This window comes from Campylobacter gracilis (genome assembly GCF_018374135.1).
GTDB classification, from domain to species: domain Bacteria; phylum Campylobacterota; class Campylobacteria; order Campylobacterales; family Campylobacteraceae; genus Campylobacter_B; species Campylobacter_B gracilis_A.
Genome location: NZ_JAHAFS010000014.1, coordinates 12,350 through 27,313 on the forward strand (window position 1 = coordinate 12,350; position 14,964 = coordinate 27,313).

Sequence of the window (14,964 nt, forward strand, 5' to 3'; positions counted from 1 at the left end):
ATTTAAAGTACCAACTTGACCGCGCAAGTAAAAAGCGCGTTTTGACCACTTCCCGCAGAAGTTGCCAAAAACAAAATTCTTTGATAAAACCCCGATCTCTGTCCGCCCTTTTACTAAAACGATTTTTAAAAAGCTAAATTTAAGCAGCGTTTTCGCTCCTTTGATTTCGCTATTTAAATTTAAGATTTAAATTTCGCGGCGTAACTGGCGCGTAAATTTAATCGGCGCGCAAAAGCCGATCCGAAATTCTACCCGGTCAAAATTTTGCTTAAATTTATTTGGCGACGACCGATTTTAAATTTTATTCGTAGGTTTTTCGTAGTAGCCCCATTTGGCGCGGTATTTTCTCCTCGCTATCCGAGTCAAAACGATCTGAACAATCAAAAGCGCAAGCGCACCGCCGCCCCATTTCAAATATGTGATTCTATAGGAATCGGATATGGTATCGTAATAAAACCTGGTTGCAAAAGTATAATCGTATTTTAAAACTATTTGTCCGTCTTTAAGAGCGATCTGCCGTGCAAGGTCGGTATCGCCCCCGATCCTTTGGTACCAAATTTTTACGTCCTTGTCGTATATCGCGACCTTGTATCCGTCTCTATTTCAGTGCTGCAAACATCTAAAGAAAAACGCCTCTGCTTAAGCGCGCCATCCACCAAATTTAACTTATAATAACTAGTCCCTCTGCTCTTATTTGTTTGCACATATGACGCGCCCCTCTATGGTCTGCAAATACTCGGGGCTAGACGGCAGCACCGCGGTGTAGGACATATACAGCGCCGCGCCCGCGCCAAGGATAAAAAACAACAGCACACATCTTAAAAGCGTATTCATCTGATAAAGCTAGCGATCTTTTTTTCATCGTATTTTGTATCAAAAAACATCAAACCTCTTTTGTTTAAATTTTATTTCGGCGCTTTATCCTGGCACGCCGTATCGGCATAAAAACAAAGCCGTATCACTCCAGGCTATCGCGATCTTTAAAATCGTACCTTTGCAATTAATGCGGCTCGGTTTTTCCGTCGCCGTGCGCGATACAAGGCGCCGCTTCTGCCGAAGTTCGTCTTGGATTTTCATTCATTTTCATTCGACGAAGAGTAAATTTAAAAGCTAAATTTAAAAAGCGCACGAAAGAAATATTTCTCTTTTTAAATTCCGCTAAAATTTTATCCAAAATGCGGCAAGTTCGTAGCCGCGGGACTCGCCCAACCCGCTAAAGCTTTCAAATGCAAGCGTAACGCCGCTGCTTAAGTTTAACTCCAAACCCTCATTCGTTGCGAGCTCGCGATACTCGATCCGCTTACGATTTAAAGCGCCTTTCACTGCCGCAAGGTCGATGGGAGCAGGACAGCCCGATAATATCCAAGGCTCTATTTCGATTTGCCGCGCGCTTCCGCCGCCGAAATTTAGAGGCTCACTTCTGAAATGATCCGAAAAAATCATAAAAATTTCGTCCCGAAAAAAGTGAAACTCAAAGGCGCCGTATCTTAAAATTTCAGCCCCGCGCTCTTAAAGCTCGCATCCGCAGGACCGAACATCGCGACGATCTGCGCGCAGCTCAAGCCGCTTTTTACGTCAGTAAACTCGCCCGAGCGAAAAAACTCAAGCATATCGATTTTTAGCATCTCTTCCCCTGTAAACACACATCGCGCCTCTTAAAGCCACTCACGCTAATAGTTACACGAGCCAGCCATCGCGCTCATCCATGCTTAGCACTCGCTGACATGGCGCTAACGAGCAACGGCAAGCCAGACGCGTACATCATATAAAAGTGCGCCGCACAAAATTTTATCTCGCGCCGAGCCAAAATACAGCGCATTTGCAAAATTCAAAACGATCGCAAAATGCCACGTCGTTTCGCAAGTTTTATTTCGCACAGACTTAAAAGCTGCGACAGCCGTATGAAATTTTATATAGTGACTGCATAAATCGCGCGCCGCAAGACTCGAAATTTCACACCGCAACGCCGCAAATTTCACACCTCCTGCACATCACGCAGTGTCAGTCAGCCGAGCAAAGCTCGAATCTCGTTTGCGAAAACCTCGTGCGTCGCAAGCCACACTCGAACAAGTACTTTTCATAAGCGTTGTAATATCCGAGCTTAAGAAGCAATCTTATAAATCTGCTTTAGCTCATCTGGCGCTGTACTACGAGCAGATAAACTCGTTTGAGTCCGTTAAGACTAGCCGAAAAACCTTTTTAGATGCGCTTCGTAATCTTTCATAAAACGCTCCACATCAGGGTTTTTAACGACGTCGTTGCACATAAAAGTAGGCAGCCTTTTCGTGCCTAAAAACTCATTTGCCTTATGAAAATGCAGATAAACGCCGTCCACGCCCACGCCCTCGAAAAAATCGCCTGGCTTCTCAAACGCCTGAAGCGGCGCATTCCAAGTAACGCTTAGCATGTGAGATTTGCCCTTTATCAGTCCGCCGGTGCCGTAGCCGTCGTTTGGGCTTGCGCCGTGCCGTCCGTCGTTTGCCACTATCTTGCCTATGCCGCCCATAAACACCTCGTCCACGTACTTTTTGACTAGCCAAGGCTCGCCCATCCACCACGCGGGCATCTGCCAGATCACGGCATCCATCCATAGAAATTTTTCTACCTCACCTTCTATATCGTAGCCCTCATGTATCGTAGTTTCGCGCGTTTCGTGCCCTAGGGCTTGTAGCGTCTTTTTGGCTAGCTCGTGCAGAGTATTGCTTAGCTTGCCACCTTTGCCATTAAACGGCGCTCCGCCGTTGATAAGTAGTATTTTCATTTTAATCCTTTGATTAAATTTATTCGTTAGCGACACTCGCACACCTAAGTTAAAATTTCACCTCACAGCCCTATGCGAAAATGTAAGCGTAAATTTTATGAAGCGTTTAATTACTAAATTTTACTTTCACGCCGCAGTTTACCGCCCCAAAATTTCAAATTTATCGCCGTGCACCGCGATCGCTTCGGCGTTATTTATCGGCGCCAAATTTAGCTTGCCGCCATAAATTTTTAAAATTTCAGCCGCGCTTTGCACGAAAGGCTCCTCGCCGTAGTGCGGTACGGGGTAAAATTTCACCAGATCAAGCCCTGTTTGCGCCGCAGCCCCGTAGTCGCCCGCATTGTCCATCGCGCTCGCGTACTCCACGCTGGGTGCAGCGATCATCGCGCCTGCCGACTCGCCCACGTATACGAGCTCGCCGCTTCGGACGCGACTAGCGATGAGGCCTGCGAGATCCTTCTTTTTAAGCTCGCGCAAAAGATAAAAGGTGTTGCCGCCGCTTACGTAAAGCACCTGCGCTGCGCCGATTTTTGCCTTCGCTTCGGCCTCGCTCGCTTTGGAAACGTCTAAAATTTGAACCTCAAAGCCCATTTTGGCAAACGCCTCTTTCGCCTCGTCCACGTAGTCTCGGTACTCCTCTACGTTTGCGGCGGTCGGGATAAAAAGCACCTCCTTAGCGCGGATATTTTGTCTCGCATAGTCCTCAAAAAGCGTCGCCGCACCCGCAAAATAGGAGCATAAAAACATCTCTATCATTGTTTTTCCTTTAATTAAATTTGCGCTGATTTAAAAGCGCTCGTAAAGCTTTGCCGCAATGACTGCGAGCAATGCGACCCAAACTAGCAGAGTAAATTCTACCGCGCCCACAAAGCAAGCGCACGATGAAAAATAGCGCGGACAGAATTGTGCCGATAAAAGGGCAAAATTTACCGCCGCAGCGATTACAAAATACGCCAAAACCCAAACGGCAACGCAAACCACTCCACAATCACCAACTGCCTGGCGATTTCAAACTTCACTGAAACGACGCGAGCCTGTTAGATTAAGCTAGCTAGAGGAGTCGATCAGAGCGAACGATCAAAACGATCAAATCAAGCCAATCGATCTAATCAACCAAGGCAAAACAGCTAGTGCTTTTTATCTTTAAAAAATCTAACGATCTTAGCCTGCAGCTTGAACCACTCGCTAAGCTCCATTATAGGATGCCCTGCGTAGTTTTTGCCACCCGTTAGATCCTTGCTTATGCCGCCGCGCGCCGCGATCTGAGCGAAATCGCCCACGCTTACGTGCCCGCCGCTGCCGCTCTGTCCGCCCATCACGACGTTGCGCCCAAGCGTCGTCGAGCCCGCAAGCCCCACCTGAGAGACGATGAGGCAGTTTTGCCCAAGCTCGCAGTTGTGCCCGATCTGAACGAGATTGTCGATCTTGCTGCCGCGCTTAACGATCGTCGAGCCGAACACCGCGCGGTCGATCGTCGTGCACGCGCCGATCTCGACCTCGTCTTGTAGCACGACGTTGCCGTTGTGATAAATTTTAACGTGCTCGCCCGTTTTGGTGTGCGCGTAACCGAAGCCGTCGCTTCCGATGACGGCGTTTGCGTGGATTATGCAGCGCTCGCCGATGATCGCGTCGTTATAGATGACGGCGTTTGCGTGGATTATGCAGTCGCTTCCGATATGCACGTCATCGCCGATGTATGCGCCGCTTAAGATAACGCAGTTCTCGCCGATCGTAGAATTTGCGCCGATATGCACGCCCTGCCCGATCTGCGCACTAGCGGCGATCTTTGCGGGCGCACCTTTTCGAATGAGGGGCTTGGCAAAATGCGCGCTTAAAATCGCAAAGGCCAGGTGCGGATTTTCGCACTCCAGCGCTCGCACGCCGTTTGGAACCGCAGTGCCGCACTTTACCAATACGGCGGCTGCTTTGGTGGCGGATAAAAATTTCTCGTTTTTGTCGCTATCGCAGTAGCTTAGCTCGCTTTGCCTTGCGTTTTGAAGCGAATTTATCGCGGTAATCTCCGCGTCCGCTCCGCTAAGCTCTATGTTTAAAATTTCGGCAATTTTTGATAATTTCATTTGCGCTCCTTTGATTAAATTTTATCGCCGCCTACATATCCAGCGCGACGCTGCCGCCGCGTACGATGTCGATTGGATTGTATTTTTTTATCGTCTTTAAAAAGCCGTCGATGCGGTCTGCGTCATCACACGCCATGATGACGATCTTGCTGTCGTCGCTGTTTGCGATGCTGCCGTTGTAGGCTTTTAAAACGGCATCAAGCCCCGCTAAATTTTCGCCCAGCGCGATCTTTACCAAAACCATCTCCTTTTCGACGAATTTTGCATCCTCGATGACCTTGTAGACGGGGATCAGCTTATGAAGCTGCTTAGTGATCTGCTCTATGACGCGCTCGTCGCCCGAAGTGACGATGCTAAGGCGCGATAGACCGGTATTTGGGATAGGTGCAACGGTGAGGCTGTCAATATTATAGCCGCGCCCCGCAAAAAGCCCTGAGATCCGCGACAAAACGCCGTGCTCATCGGTAACGACGACCGAGATTATTCTTCTTATGCTATTCATCTTTGCGACTCCTGCTCAAAAATCATATTATAAAGCGCGCCGCCTGCGGGCACCATCGGCCAGACGTTTTCGAAGCGATCGATCTTAGCCTCGATGACGCTTACCTTTTTGCTCGCAAGAGCCTGCTTCAGCGCGTCTTCAAATTCCGCTTTGGTGCTAACGCTAAAGCCCACGCCGCCGAAGCCCTCGACAATTTTTACGAAATCAGGCTGCGAGCTAAGATCGGTCGATGAGAAACGCTGCCCGTAAAATAGGCTCTGCCACTGCCGCACCATGCCTAAGAAATTGTTATTTAATACGATATTTACGACGTTTAAGCCGCTCGCGCTCGCAGTCATCAGCTCTTGGATATTCATCAAAATCGAACCGTCGCCGCTGAAATTTATAACCGGTCTGTCTCCCGCATAAGCCTTCGCGCCCAATGCCGCAGGGAGGCCGTATCCCATCGTGCCCTGCCCGCCGCTACTTAGCAGAGTGCGCGGCTTGCAAAACGGATAAAACTGCGCGACCCACATCTGATGCTGCCCCACATCCGTAGCGATGATGGCGTCCTCGTCCGCGATTTTTGCGGTGCTTTGGATAACCCACTGCGGCTTTAAAATTTCATCGCTGTCGTTAAATTTAAGCGGGTGAATTTCATTGTATTTGCGAATGAGCTCGCGCCACTGCTCGAAATTTGCAGGGCTAACCTCATTTTTAATACGCGGCAGCATCTCCTCTAGCACCGATTTCACGTCGCCCACGATCGGATAATCCGCGTTTATGATCTTTGAGATCGAGCTAGGATCGATATCGACGTGGATGATCTTTGCGTTTTTGCCGAATTCGCTAAGCTTACCCGTGACGCGATCGTCAAATCTCGCGCCCAAACAGATTATCAGATCAGACTCGCTAAGCGCCATATTTGCGGCGTAGCTGCCGTGCATTCCGACCATACCTAAATTTAATTTATCATCGCTTCGCACGGCTCCCAGCGCCATAAGGGTTTGCACGACCGGGATCTGCGCAAACTCGCTAAGCTCGCGAACCAGCTCGCTTGCGCCCGCGCTAATAACGCCGCCTCCGATGTAGAGGATAGGCTTTTTGGAGTTTGCGATTAGCTCGACGGCTTTTTTGATCTGCTTAGCGTTGCCCTTATAATTCGGCTTGTAAGTTTGCATCTTGATTTCGCTAGGATATTCAAAAACGCCAAGCTTCGCCGTTACGTCTTTGGGAATATCGACGTGCACGGGTCCAGGTCTGCCGCTGCGAGCGATATAAAAGGCTTCTTTTAAAATTCTAGGCAGCTCTTCGATCGTTTTAACTAGATAGTTGTGCTTGACGCAAGGACGTGAAATTCCGATCGCATCGATCTCCTGAAAGGCGTCGGTGCCAATGAGCGAGGTCGCCACCTGCCCGCTAATAAGCACGATCGGGATGCTATCGCTATACGCCGTAGCAAGCCCCGTAAGCGCGTTTGTAAATCCGGGGCCGCTCGTGACGACTGCCACGCCGACCTTGCCGCTAGCGCGCGCGTATCCGTCCGCAGCCATCGCCGCAGCTTGCTCGTGGCGCACCAAAATATGTCTGAAGTATTTTTGTTTGTAAATTTCATCGTATATGTTTAGCGCCGCGCCGCCCGGGTAGCCGAAAACCACCTCGACCCCCTCCTGCCGCAACGCCTCCACGATCATCTGCGATCCGCTAATTTCTTTCATACGCCCATCCTGTTTCATTGGAATAATTTTGTGATTATATTATTTTGTAAATTAAATTTCACGAATTTTAGGCGCTAAATCGGGTCGAATTTCAAATTTAATAGCGGCGTAGACGGGGCAAAATTTCAGAATTTAGCAAGAGTAGAAAAAGCAAATTTAAAATTTAGCCATAAATTTAAAACGGACGGGATGTTCGGATTTAAAATTTTAAAGTGTAGATTTGTTTCGACCAAACGCAGCGCATCAGTTTTAACGTAAAATTTTGGCTTAAAATTTTACCATGCGAGGCTTGGATTAAATTTATAAAATTCTTTGAAATTTTATCGTAGTGCAGAGCACTCCTGTGTAAATTTTAAATTCTACGTTACGAAATTTTAAAATTTAGCCGTAAATTTAGGGCGGGCGGAATCTCGATTTAAAATCCTAAAATTCCGCCCGCGTAAAATGAATTTTAAAATCCTCTATCTACCTGCACGCCCACGCCTACACTAGCGCAGTTGCCGCTTTGCGGATCGCAGTCGCCGAAGCTTGTGACGCTACTGGATCTTTTCGAGCGGATCGTTCCCATATGCATAGGCACCGGCATGTTACGGCGCGAACTTCCGCCAATCTCGCTATCGCTCATACTATTAGAACTTCTCCTGCGAGAATAATCATCGCGCGGAGGTGGCGGTGGAGGTGGAGGAGGCGGTTTTATGCCTCCGTGCGGAGGTGGTGGCATACCGCCAGGAGGTGGGGGAGGCGGCGGCATCATGCCGCCGTGCCTACCATATCCTCGCGGAGGAGGTGGCGGTAAAGTGCCAGTCTCTGTGATCGTGATGCCATTGCCGTAATTTTCAACGCGTTTGTAAGTAGAGCCTCCGTAAACCGTGCGGGTTCGGGTCTTTTCGACTACGACTATGTCGCGATCGGGCTGCACCGGCTGCTGCACGTTAGCTCTAGGCGATATTTCAAAGCTCTTCTGCAGTTTAGCAGTATCGTAACTTGCAAAGCCGTTGATGCCCTTTAGCTCATCTGCACTTGAAATTTCGCGCTTTTGGCGGTATTGCATAAGCATATCCGCCCTACCCGCATCAAGCCCACCGATCGTCATCAGCTCGTAGCGACTAGCTTCGTTTATGTTGATTTTCGCCGCGGCGAGGCTCACTAAAAGAGCCAAAATCACTAAATTTTTCATGTGCGCTCCTTTGTTGGAAGTTACCAAATTCTAAACCCTCACGATAAATCTTTGATTAACACGCAAGCAAAATTTTGCTACAATTGCCTATCTTATTTCAAAGGATCAACCGATGAACGGAATTTTGCTCCTATGCGACGAGCCCGCCGCTTACCAATCCGAGATAAAAAAACTAGATAAAATTTTATCCATGAGCTTTCACAACGTTTTGCAACTTTGCATCGCTGGCGACAATGCCCTTTTTAGCAGGAGCGAGCTTGAAAAAGCGCTTGCAAACGGGCAGGATGAGCGCGTGCGAAAGGCGGCGATAGAGCGCTTTGCGCAGATTTTAGAGCAGTGTAATTTTGTGCTGGTTCGCGGCGTGGCGGGAGCCGATCTGCGCGAGCTAAATTTACAAATCGCGAAGGATCTAAATATCCCCGTTTGCGGATTTTATCCTAACGAAATTGCCGCGCGCATCGGCGCACGCTTGATCACCGCAGCAAAAGCAGTAAGCTTTGCCAGCGTATATGAGGATAAAATTTCATTTTCCGCGCTAAGACCTGTGCAAGAGGGTGCAAATTCTAAAAAATCGGAGCTTTGCGGCAAAAATTCCGCCTGCGAAAAGGGCACAAAATTTCACGACGAAAATTCTGCTTGCCAAAGCGGCGCGATAGAGCTTGATAAAGTCATTGCCGACAAAAGCTACTTCACGGACGCCGCAAACTCTACGCGCTGTGAAATTCTAACCCCATTGAAATTTGAAAGTAAGCTCTACGCCAAGGCTCGCGCGAGCATTAAAACCGTCGTGCTTCCAGAAAGCGACGACGAGAGAATTCTGCGCGCGGCTGCGATTATAAAGCAAAGCGGTGCTGCGAATTTGATCCTTCTAGGGCAGCAAGACGAAGTGCAAAAAAACGCAAGCAAGCTGGGTCTCGATCTAGCGGGCGTTAAAATTTTAGATCCGCAGACGGATACGAGCTTAGAAAAATTTGCGCGCGATCTATATGAGCTTCGCAAGGCAAAGGGTATGAGCGAGGCTCAGGCGTGCGATTTAGTGCGCGATCGCACCTACTTCGGCACGATGCTCGTGTATGAAGGGCTGGCCGATGCGATGGTAAGCGGTGCCGGCACGACTACTGCGGAGACGATCCGCCCTGCGCTTCAGATCATCAAGACAAAGCCCGGCATCGCGACCGTTAGCGGCGCGTTTATAATGTGCCTGGATACGCAGGCTCTGCTTTTTGCCGACTGTGCCGTAGCGCCGAGCCCGAGCGCAGAGTATCTGGCAGGTATCGCGATTTCAAGCGCCGCGACCGCAAAGGCGTCCGGGCTTGAGCCGCGCGTGGCGATGCTAAGCTACTCCAGCGGCGATAGCGGTAGCGGAGAGAGCGTAGAATTTATCAAAACGGCGACGCAAAAAGCGCGCGAAAAGGCGCCCGAGCTTTTAATCGACGGACCGCTGCAATTCGACGCAGCGGTTGATGCGGCGGTCGCTAAGAAAAAAATGCCAGGCTCCGCAATCGCAGGGCGCGCGAACGTATTTATCTTCCCCGATCTTAACTGCGGAAATATCTGTTACAAAGCCGTTCAGCGCACCGCAGGCGCCGTGGCGATCGGGCCGATTCTGCAGGGCTTAAAAAAGCCGGTAAACGATCTAAGCCGCGGCTGCAAGGTCGCCGATATCGTAAACACGATACTTATCAGCGCCATTCAAGCAGGAGAGAATTAATGGATATCCTAGTCATAAATTCCGGCTCGAGCTCGGTTAAATTTAAATTCCACGATATGCTAAATCACGCCTGCATCGCAAGCGGGCTCATCGAGGAGATCGGCTCGACGCACGCAAGCGGAAGCATCAATTGCGCCAACGGACGAAGCATAAAGGTTAAAAACGAGCAAATTCCAAATCACGAAACCGCGATTGCGATTGCGATCGATCTTTTAAAACAAAGCGGAGTAATCAAAGATCTAACTCAAGTAGGCGGTATCGGACACCGCATCGTTCAGGGTGCGGATTATTTCGACGCTCCTGCACTCATAGATGAGGACGTAATGGCTAAAATCGCAGAGCTTGCGCCGCTTGCACCACTACACAATCCCGCAAATTTAGCAGGCATCAAATCCTGCCTGAAGATCGCTCCAAAAATTCCAAACGTCGCAGTTTTTGATACGATCTTTCATCAAAGCATCCCGTCGTATGCGTATATGTACGCGCTGCCGTATGAATTCTACGAAAAATATAAGGTTCGTCGCTACGGCGCGCACGGCACATCGCATTGGTTCGTCTCGACGATGGGAGCGAAATTTTTGCGTAAAAAATACGAAAACTTCAACGCCATTACGCTACATCTTGGCAACGGCTCGAGCGTAAGCGCCATAGAAAACGGCAAGTGTATCGACACCTCAATGGGGCTAACGCCGCTTGAAGGCATCATCATGGGCACCAGATGCGGCTCGATCGATCCTGCGATCATCCCATACATCGAGCGCGTCGCGGGCTACAACGCGCAGGATATGGACGTCATAATGAACAAAAAAAGCGGGCTTTTGGGCATCTGCGGCGCAAGCGATCTGCGAAAGGTATATGAAAAGATGGAAGGCGGTGAGCCACGCGCGAAACTTGCGTTTGAGATGCTCGTTTACAGCGTCGTTAAGATGATCGGGGCATATTATGCCGTGCTCGGGCGCGTGGACGCTTTGATCTTTACCGGCGGTATCGGCGAAAATGCACCGCATTTTAGACAAAATGTCTGCGAGAAGCTCGCTCATATCGGCATCGGAATCGATGCGACAAAAAACGCAAAAAATACCGGATCGATTAGAAATTTAAGCGCGGCGGATAGTAAAATCAAAACGCTCGTAATCCCTACCAACGAGGAGCTCGCGATCGCCGAAGCCACGGTCGATACAATCAATAAAAACTCCGCGCAGATCGACTATCAGAAATACTCGGAATTTTAAATTTGATCTAGCGGGATTCCGCGGTTATTTTGCGAGCAGCGACGCTAACTTGCCTTTTTTGTTAGGCAATTAAATTTTGGGTCTTGGCTGTGAGCTTGCGTGAAATGAAAGGGCTTTCTTTATTTTAGGGGCTTTCTCGCTCCGACGATACGCGAAGTTGCTACACTGCATACGAGTTTGCGCTTTTCTCGATAAAGCTTAAATTCTTCCTCGGGGGCGGAAGGGATTCTACTTACGAAGCGCCCTTTTACTTTGCTTCGGTTAGCAACCGCAAGCAGGTCTGCCGCCCAAACCCCGCCTAGATCACTGCGCGTTAGAAGCGGCGACTCTTTGTTTGCAAAAAAGCATTGCTCGGTTAAATTTAATAAATTTTATTTCAAATTAGACCGTAAAATTCCAAAGCAAGTCCTCGTCGTGAAATTTTACCGAACGATAAGGCATAAAATTTTAAAATTTAGCGTGGCCAGGTTTTGACGCGCAAATTTTATTAAAGGAGCGAACGATGAGCGATTTGCCGAATTCTCAAGGCACGCAAGAGCAAGAGGCGCCGTATCCCGATACGAAATTTACTAAATTTTTCGGGCGGCTCTACGCGGCGGTTTTTACGCTGTTTGCGATCACTGCGCTTAGCGTATTCGTGCTGCCCGAAAACATTTTAGACGTAAGTGCGGCATGCGCGGACTTCGTTGGATTTATGAAGCGGTTTTTTCCAAACATCGCCGCGATCGGCAAAATAAGCCCGCACACGCAGCTTGCGGAATTTTACGTCGCGGCATTGTGGGTACCTATTTTAATGGCTTTCGCGCTAAGCTGCGTGTATTATCCAATCGCCGTATTCTTATACGAAAAAGAGCTTCCCGCCGTCAAGACGTAGCTAATTATGCTTATCGGCATACCTTTTATCTATTGGCTTCTAAATAATTATTTCTACGCCGATTTTGCCATAAACGGCATCCCACACAAAGTAGGCAGCGGACGGATATTTCCTACTTTTGCGAGCAGAGAAAGCCTGTTTGGTTGGCTATCATTTTTTGGAGGCGGCTCAATGTTTTTTGGTATGTCTGTTCCGATTTTATTCAGTAATACAGTCCACTGGATATATCTATCGAGAAATAAAAGCTAAATTTTATAAAATCTCGGACGAATAAAATTCCGCACCAATAACTTTCAGGGTCATTTTACGAGCGCAAAGCGAGCGACTGATAAAATTCCACGCTCCGTTTTAGAACAAAGACAAGCGACGATTAAATTTAAACGCCCTGCAATTAGAATTTTTTTGCGCGGAATTTAAGCGACCAAACGACGATTAAATTTAAACCGCAAGCGGCCGCTTTTAAATTTTAAAATTTCACTAAATTTTAAAATTTTATTCGCGCCACGTAAGGCGAAAGGTCGTTATCTCGCCCGGCACGCTGTCGTAGGAGATAGAAAAGGAGTATTTTTTGCAGACCTCGCTTACGATACTAAGCCCGATTCCAAAGCCGCCCTCGCTTGAGTTAAAGCGCGCAAAACGCCTAAAAATTTCGTCGCCCCTTTTCTTATCGATCCCCTCGCCGCTGTTTGAGATCGCTAGCTCGCCGCGCCTTAGCCGCACATCCACATAGCCACCTGCATCGGCGTATTTTACGGCGTTGCTTAGCAGATTGTCAATCAGGCGCGAAATTTCATAGACGTTCGCGCTCATGCTCGCATCCGAAAGATCTGTTTTAAGGCTTAGTCTGCGTTTTTGAATAAACGGCGCGAAGTATTCGCAGCGCGAAGCGACGAGGCTTTTTAGATCGATCGAGCTAATCTCGCCATCCTTATTCATACCGAAGGTCAAAAACACGAGATCCTCGTAGATGCGCGAAAGCGTCTTGGCGGCAAGATCGATATTAGCGACGCGCTTGGCGTTGTATTCTCCAAGCTCTGCGTGCCGCATTGTCTCAACGCTCATAGAGATGATGCTAAGCGGAGTGTTGATCTCGTGGGTGCTATCCTTGATGAAGCGATTTAGCGTGTCGATCTTATCGTAAAGCGGTTTGGTGCCTAGCCGCACCAGATAAAACGCCACGGCTAAAATCACGCCCAAAAGCGCTATCATCATCGCTGCGGTTTTGATACGAAGCGTTAAAATTTCGCCCTGCACGCTACTTCCAAGCAGAATGATTTTAGCCTTGGAAAAGGCATTTCGCTCCTCCATATTTTGCAGATTTTCATAAATTCCTAGCCTACCGCCACTTATAAATTCCGCTTTTAGCTTCGCTTTATCAAGCGCTCCGAGTTCACCACCGCAGCCGTAAATTTCATCAGAGTTTGGCTTAAATATACACGCACTCACGCCCTTTTCGCGCTCAAAGTCCGCTAGCGATTCCAGCCCGTCCATACTCGCTTTCATATAGATCATCATTTTGATCTCTTTTAGCTCTTTTATCCTGTGCGAAAGTAGCGCGGCTTCGTTCATACTGTAATTTATCTTGAAAAAATATCCTAAAAATAACGCGCTTGAAATGAGATATAAAGATAGAATTTTAAGCGTTAAAGCGGTCTTTTCAGACATACAGATACCCTGCGTTGCGGCGGTTTATGATGTGCTCTTCGCCTAGGACGCGGCGTAGATTTTTGATATAAGTTCGTAGCGCTTCCTCGCTCGGAGTTTCGTCAAAAGCGTAGATCGCGGAGAAAATTTCATCCTTGCTCAAAAGCCTATTTTTATTTTGCAAAAAAAGCGCCAGCAGCTCGCGTTCTTTGTTTGAAAGCGCGACGGGCACGCCCGATCTGCGTAGCTCTTTGCTTGCAAAATAAAATTTAAACTCGTCGTCAATAGTTACAAAATCATCAAAATTATGGCTGAAGTTTCGCTTTATGAGCGAATTAACGCGCAGCAGCAGCTCTTTTAGTTCATACGGTTTTTTGAGATAGTCGTCGCAGCCGCTTTTAAAACCGACCTCAAGATCATCGAGCGTATTTAGCGACGTGGCAAATATCGCGGGGGTGCGATCGCCGCTCTTGCGCAGCTCTTTTAAAAGTGAGAATCCGTCACCTTTGGGGATTTTTACGTCAAAGATAAAAAGATCGAATTTTTGCTCATAAGCAAGATCCGCGGCGCTTTGAGCGTCGCTGCAAACGCATACGTCAAAGCCCGCGTCTTTTAGATATTCACCGATGAGATCGCAAAGCGTCTCATCGTCCTCTACGAGTAAAATTTTACTCACTACATCTCTTTTTTCATCTCTTTTTTCATTTCGCCTTTCATCTCATCCTTCATATGTTTACCCTCTTTCATAGCATCCTTGTGCATATCCTTCATATCGCCTTTCATCTCTTTCGCACTATTATGCATTGATGTATTGGCGTCCTTCATCTCATCTTTCATGCCCATGTCGGCAGCTACGGCAAAAGTGCCAGCAAATAGCGCACTAAGCGCAAACAAAGTAAGTTTTTTCATTACGTACTCCTTAAAAGAAATTAGCGGAATTATACTTCCGTAAAAGTGAAGTATGTGTGAAATTCCGAAAAAATTCAAATTTAAATTTAAACGCCTGTAATTTCAAACGCGGCGCGGCTTAAATGCGCTCGGTCGCCAGTGATCCCTGAAATTTAGACCATCTCGCTATGGCTAGTCGAATTCTAAACGCGAATCAAAGCTAGCCAGAGCGCACGCCAACAGTGCATCGCCGAGCTTACTTTACCGCGGCGAGATAAAAATTTAAACCGCCAGTGAAACTAATTAAAAAATTTATAATGCCACGACGCGCACGTCAAATCAAAAACGCCGAGCCAGCCTTTGAGTTCGCGACCTCGCCCGAGCTTTTAAATTCGCCATG

General features: G+C 48.1%; 16 protein-coding genes. 4 read left to right on the forward strand and 12 right to left on the reverse strand.

The features are described from left to right. Positions 1 to 690: 690 nt before the first annotated feature. The 9 genes from KH703_RS07465 to KH703_RS07505 all read right to left on the reverse strand — a co-directional run bounded on the left by KH703_RS07465 (position 691) and on the right by KH703_RS07505 (position 8,215). Positions 691 to 813 carry a hypothetical protein gene (locus tag KH703_RS07465; protein WP_304295274.1) on the reverse strand — a complete coding sequence of 41 codons (123 nt, stop codon included), beginning with the start codon at positions 811 to 813 and terminating at the stop codon, positions 691 to 693. 345 nt (positions 814 to 1,158) lie between these two features. Next, a complete protein-coding gene (locus KH703_RS07470) occupies positions 1,159 to 1,443 on the reverse strand; it encodes a hypothetical protein (protein ID WP_304295275.1) in 285 nt (94 codons plus the stop codon). Between the two features lie 44 nt (positions 1,444 to 1,487). Then, positions 1,488 to 1,643 carry a hypothetical protein gene (locus KH703_RS07475; protein ID WP_304295276.1) on the reverse strand — a complete coding sequence of 52 codons (156 nt, stop codon included), beginning with the start codon at positions 1,641 to 1,643 and terminating at the stop codon, positions 1,488 to 1,490. Positions 1,644 to 2,182: 539 nt separating this feature from the next. Beyond that, positions 2,183 to 2,761: an NAD(P)H-dependent oxidoreductase gene (locus KH703_RS07480; RefSeq protein WP_304295277.1), complete on the reverse strand. Its 579-nt coding sequence runs from the start codon at positions 2,759 to 2,761 to the stop codon at positions 2,183 to 2,185. A gap of 138 nt (positions 2,762 to 2,899) precedes the next feature. After that, positions 2,900 to 3,517 carry a Type 1 glutamine amidotransferase-like domain-containing protein gene (locus tag KH703_RS07485; RefSeq protein WP_304295278.1) on the reverse strand — a complete coding sequence of 206 codons (618 nt, stop codon included), beginning with the start codon at positions 3,515 to 3,517 and terminating at the stop codon, positions 2,900 to 2,902. 371 nt (positions 3,518 to 3,888) lie between these two features. Further along, positions 3,889 to 4,839 carry a UDP-3-O-(3-hydroxymyristoyl)glucosamine N-acyltransferase gene (lpxD, locus tag KH703_RS07490; protein ID WP_304295279.1) on the reverse strand — a complete coding sequence of 317 codons (951 nt, stop codon included), beginning with the start codon at positions 4,837 to 4,839 and terminating at the stop codon, positions 3,889 to 3,891. A gap of 31 nt (positions 4,840 to 4,870) precedes the next feature. Continuing rightward, positions 4,871 to 5,341 (reverse strand): acetolactate synthase small subunit, encoded by a 471-nt coding sequence (gene ilvN / locus KH703_RS07495; RefSeq protein ID WP_298978262.1) that lies wholly within the window; start codon positions 5,339 to 5,341, stop codon positions 4,871 to 4,873. Further along, complete coding sequence (locus tag KH703_RS07500; RefSeq protein WP_304295280.1) at positions 5,338 to 7,038, reverse strand: acetolactate synthase large subunit; 1,701 nt, start codon at positions 7,036 to 7,038, stop codon at positions 5,338 to 5,340. The genes ilvN and KH703_RS07500 overlap by 4 nt, the downstream gene beginning before the upstream one ends. Positions 7,039 to 7,489: 451 nt before the next feature. Continuing rightward, positions 7,490 to 8,215 carry a helix-hairpin-helix domain-containing protein gene (locus KH703_RS07505; protein ID WP_304295281.1) on the reverse strand — a complete coding sequence of 242 codons (726 nt, stop codon included), beginning with the start codon at positions 8,213 to 8,215 and terminating at the stop codon, positions 7,490 to 7,492. Positions 8,216 to 8,327: 112 nt separating this feature from the next. On the opposite strand from KH703_RS07505, the gene pta reads away from it, so the two are divergent. The 4 genes from pta to KH703_RS07525 all read left to right on the forward strand — a co-directional run bounded on the left by pta (position 8,328) and on the right by KH703_RS07525 (position 12,281). Next, positions 8,328 to 9,926 carry a phosphate acetyltransferase gene (pta, locus tag KH703_RS07510; protein ID WP_304295282.1) on the forward strand — a complete coding sequence of 533 codons (1,599 nt, stop codon included), beginning with the start codon at positions 8,328 to 8,330 and terminating at the stop codon, positions 9,924 to 9,926. Then, on the forward strand, positions 9,926 to 11,158 hold the full coding sequence (locus KH703_RS07515) for an acetate kinase (protein WP_304295283.1): 1,233 nt from the start codon (positions 9,926 to 9,928) through the stop codon (positions 11,156 to 11,158). Before pta ends, KH703_RS07515 begins: the two co-directional genes overlap by 1 nt. A 502-nt stretch (positions 11,159 to 11,660) precedes the next feature. After that, positions 11,661 to 12,032: a hypothetical protein gene (locus KH703_RS07520; RefSeq protein ID WP_304295284.1), complete on the forward strand. Its 372-nt coding sequence runs from the start codon at positions 11,661 to 11,663 to the stop codon at positions 12,030 to 12,032. 6 nt (positions 12,033 to 12,038) lie between these two features. Further along, positions 12,039 to 12,281: a hypothetical protein gene (locus KH703_RS07525; protein ID WP_304295285.1), complete on the forward strand. Its 243-nt coding sequence runs from the start codon at positions 12,039 to 12,041 to the stop codon at positions 12,279 to 12,281. A gap of 243 nt (positions 12,282 to 12,524) precedes the next feature. Here the strand turns inward: KH703_RS07525 and KH703_RS07530 are convergent, their stop codons facing one another. From KH703_RS07530 to KH703_RS07540, 3 genes are read right to left on the reverse strand one after another with little or no spacing between them, the layout of a single operon-like run. Beyond that, positions 12,525 to 13,697: a HAMP domain-containing sensor histidine kinase gene (locus KH703_RS07530; RefSeq protein ID WP_304295286.1), complete on the reverse strand. Its 1,173-nt coding sequence runs from the start codon at positions 13,695 to 13,697 to the stop codon at positions 12,525 to 12,527. After that, positions 13,690 to 14,352: a response regulator transcription factor gene (locus KH703_RS07535; RefSeq protein ID WP_297879887.1), complete on the reverse strand. Its 663-nt coding sequence runs from the start codon at positions 14,350 to 14,352 to the stop codon at positions 13,690 to 13,692. Before KH703_RS07535 ends, KH703_RS07530 begins: the two co-directional genes overlap by 8 nt. Beyond that, positions 14,352 to 14,585: a hypothetical protein gene (locus KH703_RS07540; protein WP_005870662.1), complete on the reverse strand. Its 234-nt coding sequence runs from the start codon at positions 14,583 to 14,585 to the stop codon at positions 14,352 to 14,354. The genes KH703_RS07535 and KH703_RS07540 overlap by 1 nt, the downstream gene beginning before the upstream one ends. Positions 14,586 to 14,964: the final 379 nt, after the last annotated feature.

Excerpts from the sequence above, each read along its gene's own strand:
- KH703_RS07515 (WP_304295283.1), top strand. The coding sequence starts at position 9,926 with ATGGATATCCTAGTCATAAATTCCGGCTCGAGCTCGGTTAAATTTAAA.
- KH703_RS07520 (WP_304295284.1), top strand. The coding sequence starts at position 11,661 with ATGAGCGATTTGCCGAATTCTCAAGGCACGCAAGAGCAAGAGGCGCCG.
- lpxD (WP_304295279.1), bottom strand. The coding sequence starts at position 4,839 with ATGAAATTATCAAAAATTGCCGAAATTTTAAACATAGAGCTTAGCGGA.
- KH703_RS07470 (WP_304295275.1), bottom strand. The coding sequence starts at position 1,443 with ATGATTTTTTCGGATCATTTCAGAAGTGAGCCTCTAAATTTCGGCGGC.
- ilvN (WP_298978262.1), bottom strand. The coding sequence starts at position 5,341 with ATGAATAGCATAAGAAGAATAATCTCGGTCGTCGTTACCGATGAGCAC.
- KH703_RS07540 (WP_005870662.1), bottom strand. The coding sequence starts at position 14,585 with ATGAAAAAACTTACTTTGTTTGCGCTTAGTGCGCTATTTGCTGGCACT.
- KH703_RS07480 (WP_304295277.1), bottom strand. The coding sequence starts at position 2,761 with ATGAAAATACTACTTATCAACGGCGGAGCGCCGTTTAATGGCAAAGGT.
- pta (WP_304295282.1), top strand. The coding sequence starts at position 8,328 with ATGAACGGAATTTTGCTCCTATGCGACGAGCCCGCCGCTTACCAATCC.
- KH703_RS07500 (WP_304295280.1), bottom strand. The coding sequence starts at position 7,038 with ATGAAAGAAATTAGCGGATCGCAGATGATCGTGGAGGCGTTGCGGCAG.
- KH703_RS07485 (WP_304295278.1), bottom strand. The coding sequence starts at position 3,517 with ATGATAGAGATGTTTTTATGCTCCTATTTTGCGGGTGCGGCGACGCTT.
- KH703_RS07525 (WP_304295285.1), top strand. The coding sequence starts at position 12,039 with ATGCTTATCGGCATACCTTTTATCTATTGGCTTCTAAATAATTATTTC.
- KH703_RS07505 (WP_304295281.1), bottom strand. The coding sequence starts at position 8,215 with ATGAAAAATTTAGTGATTTTGGCTCTTTTAGTGAGCCTCGCCGCGGCG.
- KH703_RS07530 (WP_304295286.1), bottom strand. The coding sequence starts at position 13,697 with ATGTCTGAAAAGACCGCTTTAACGCTTAAAATTCTATCTTTATATCTC.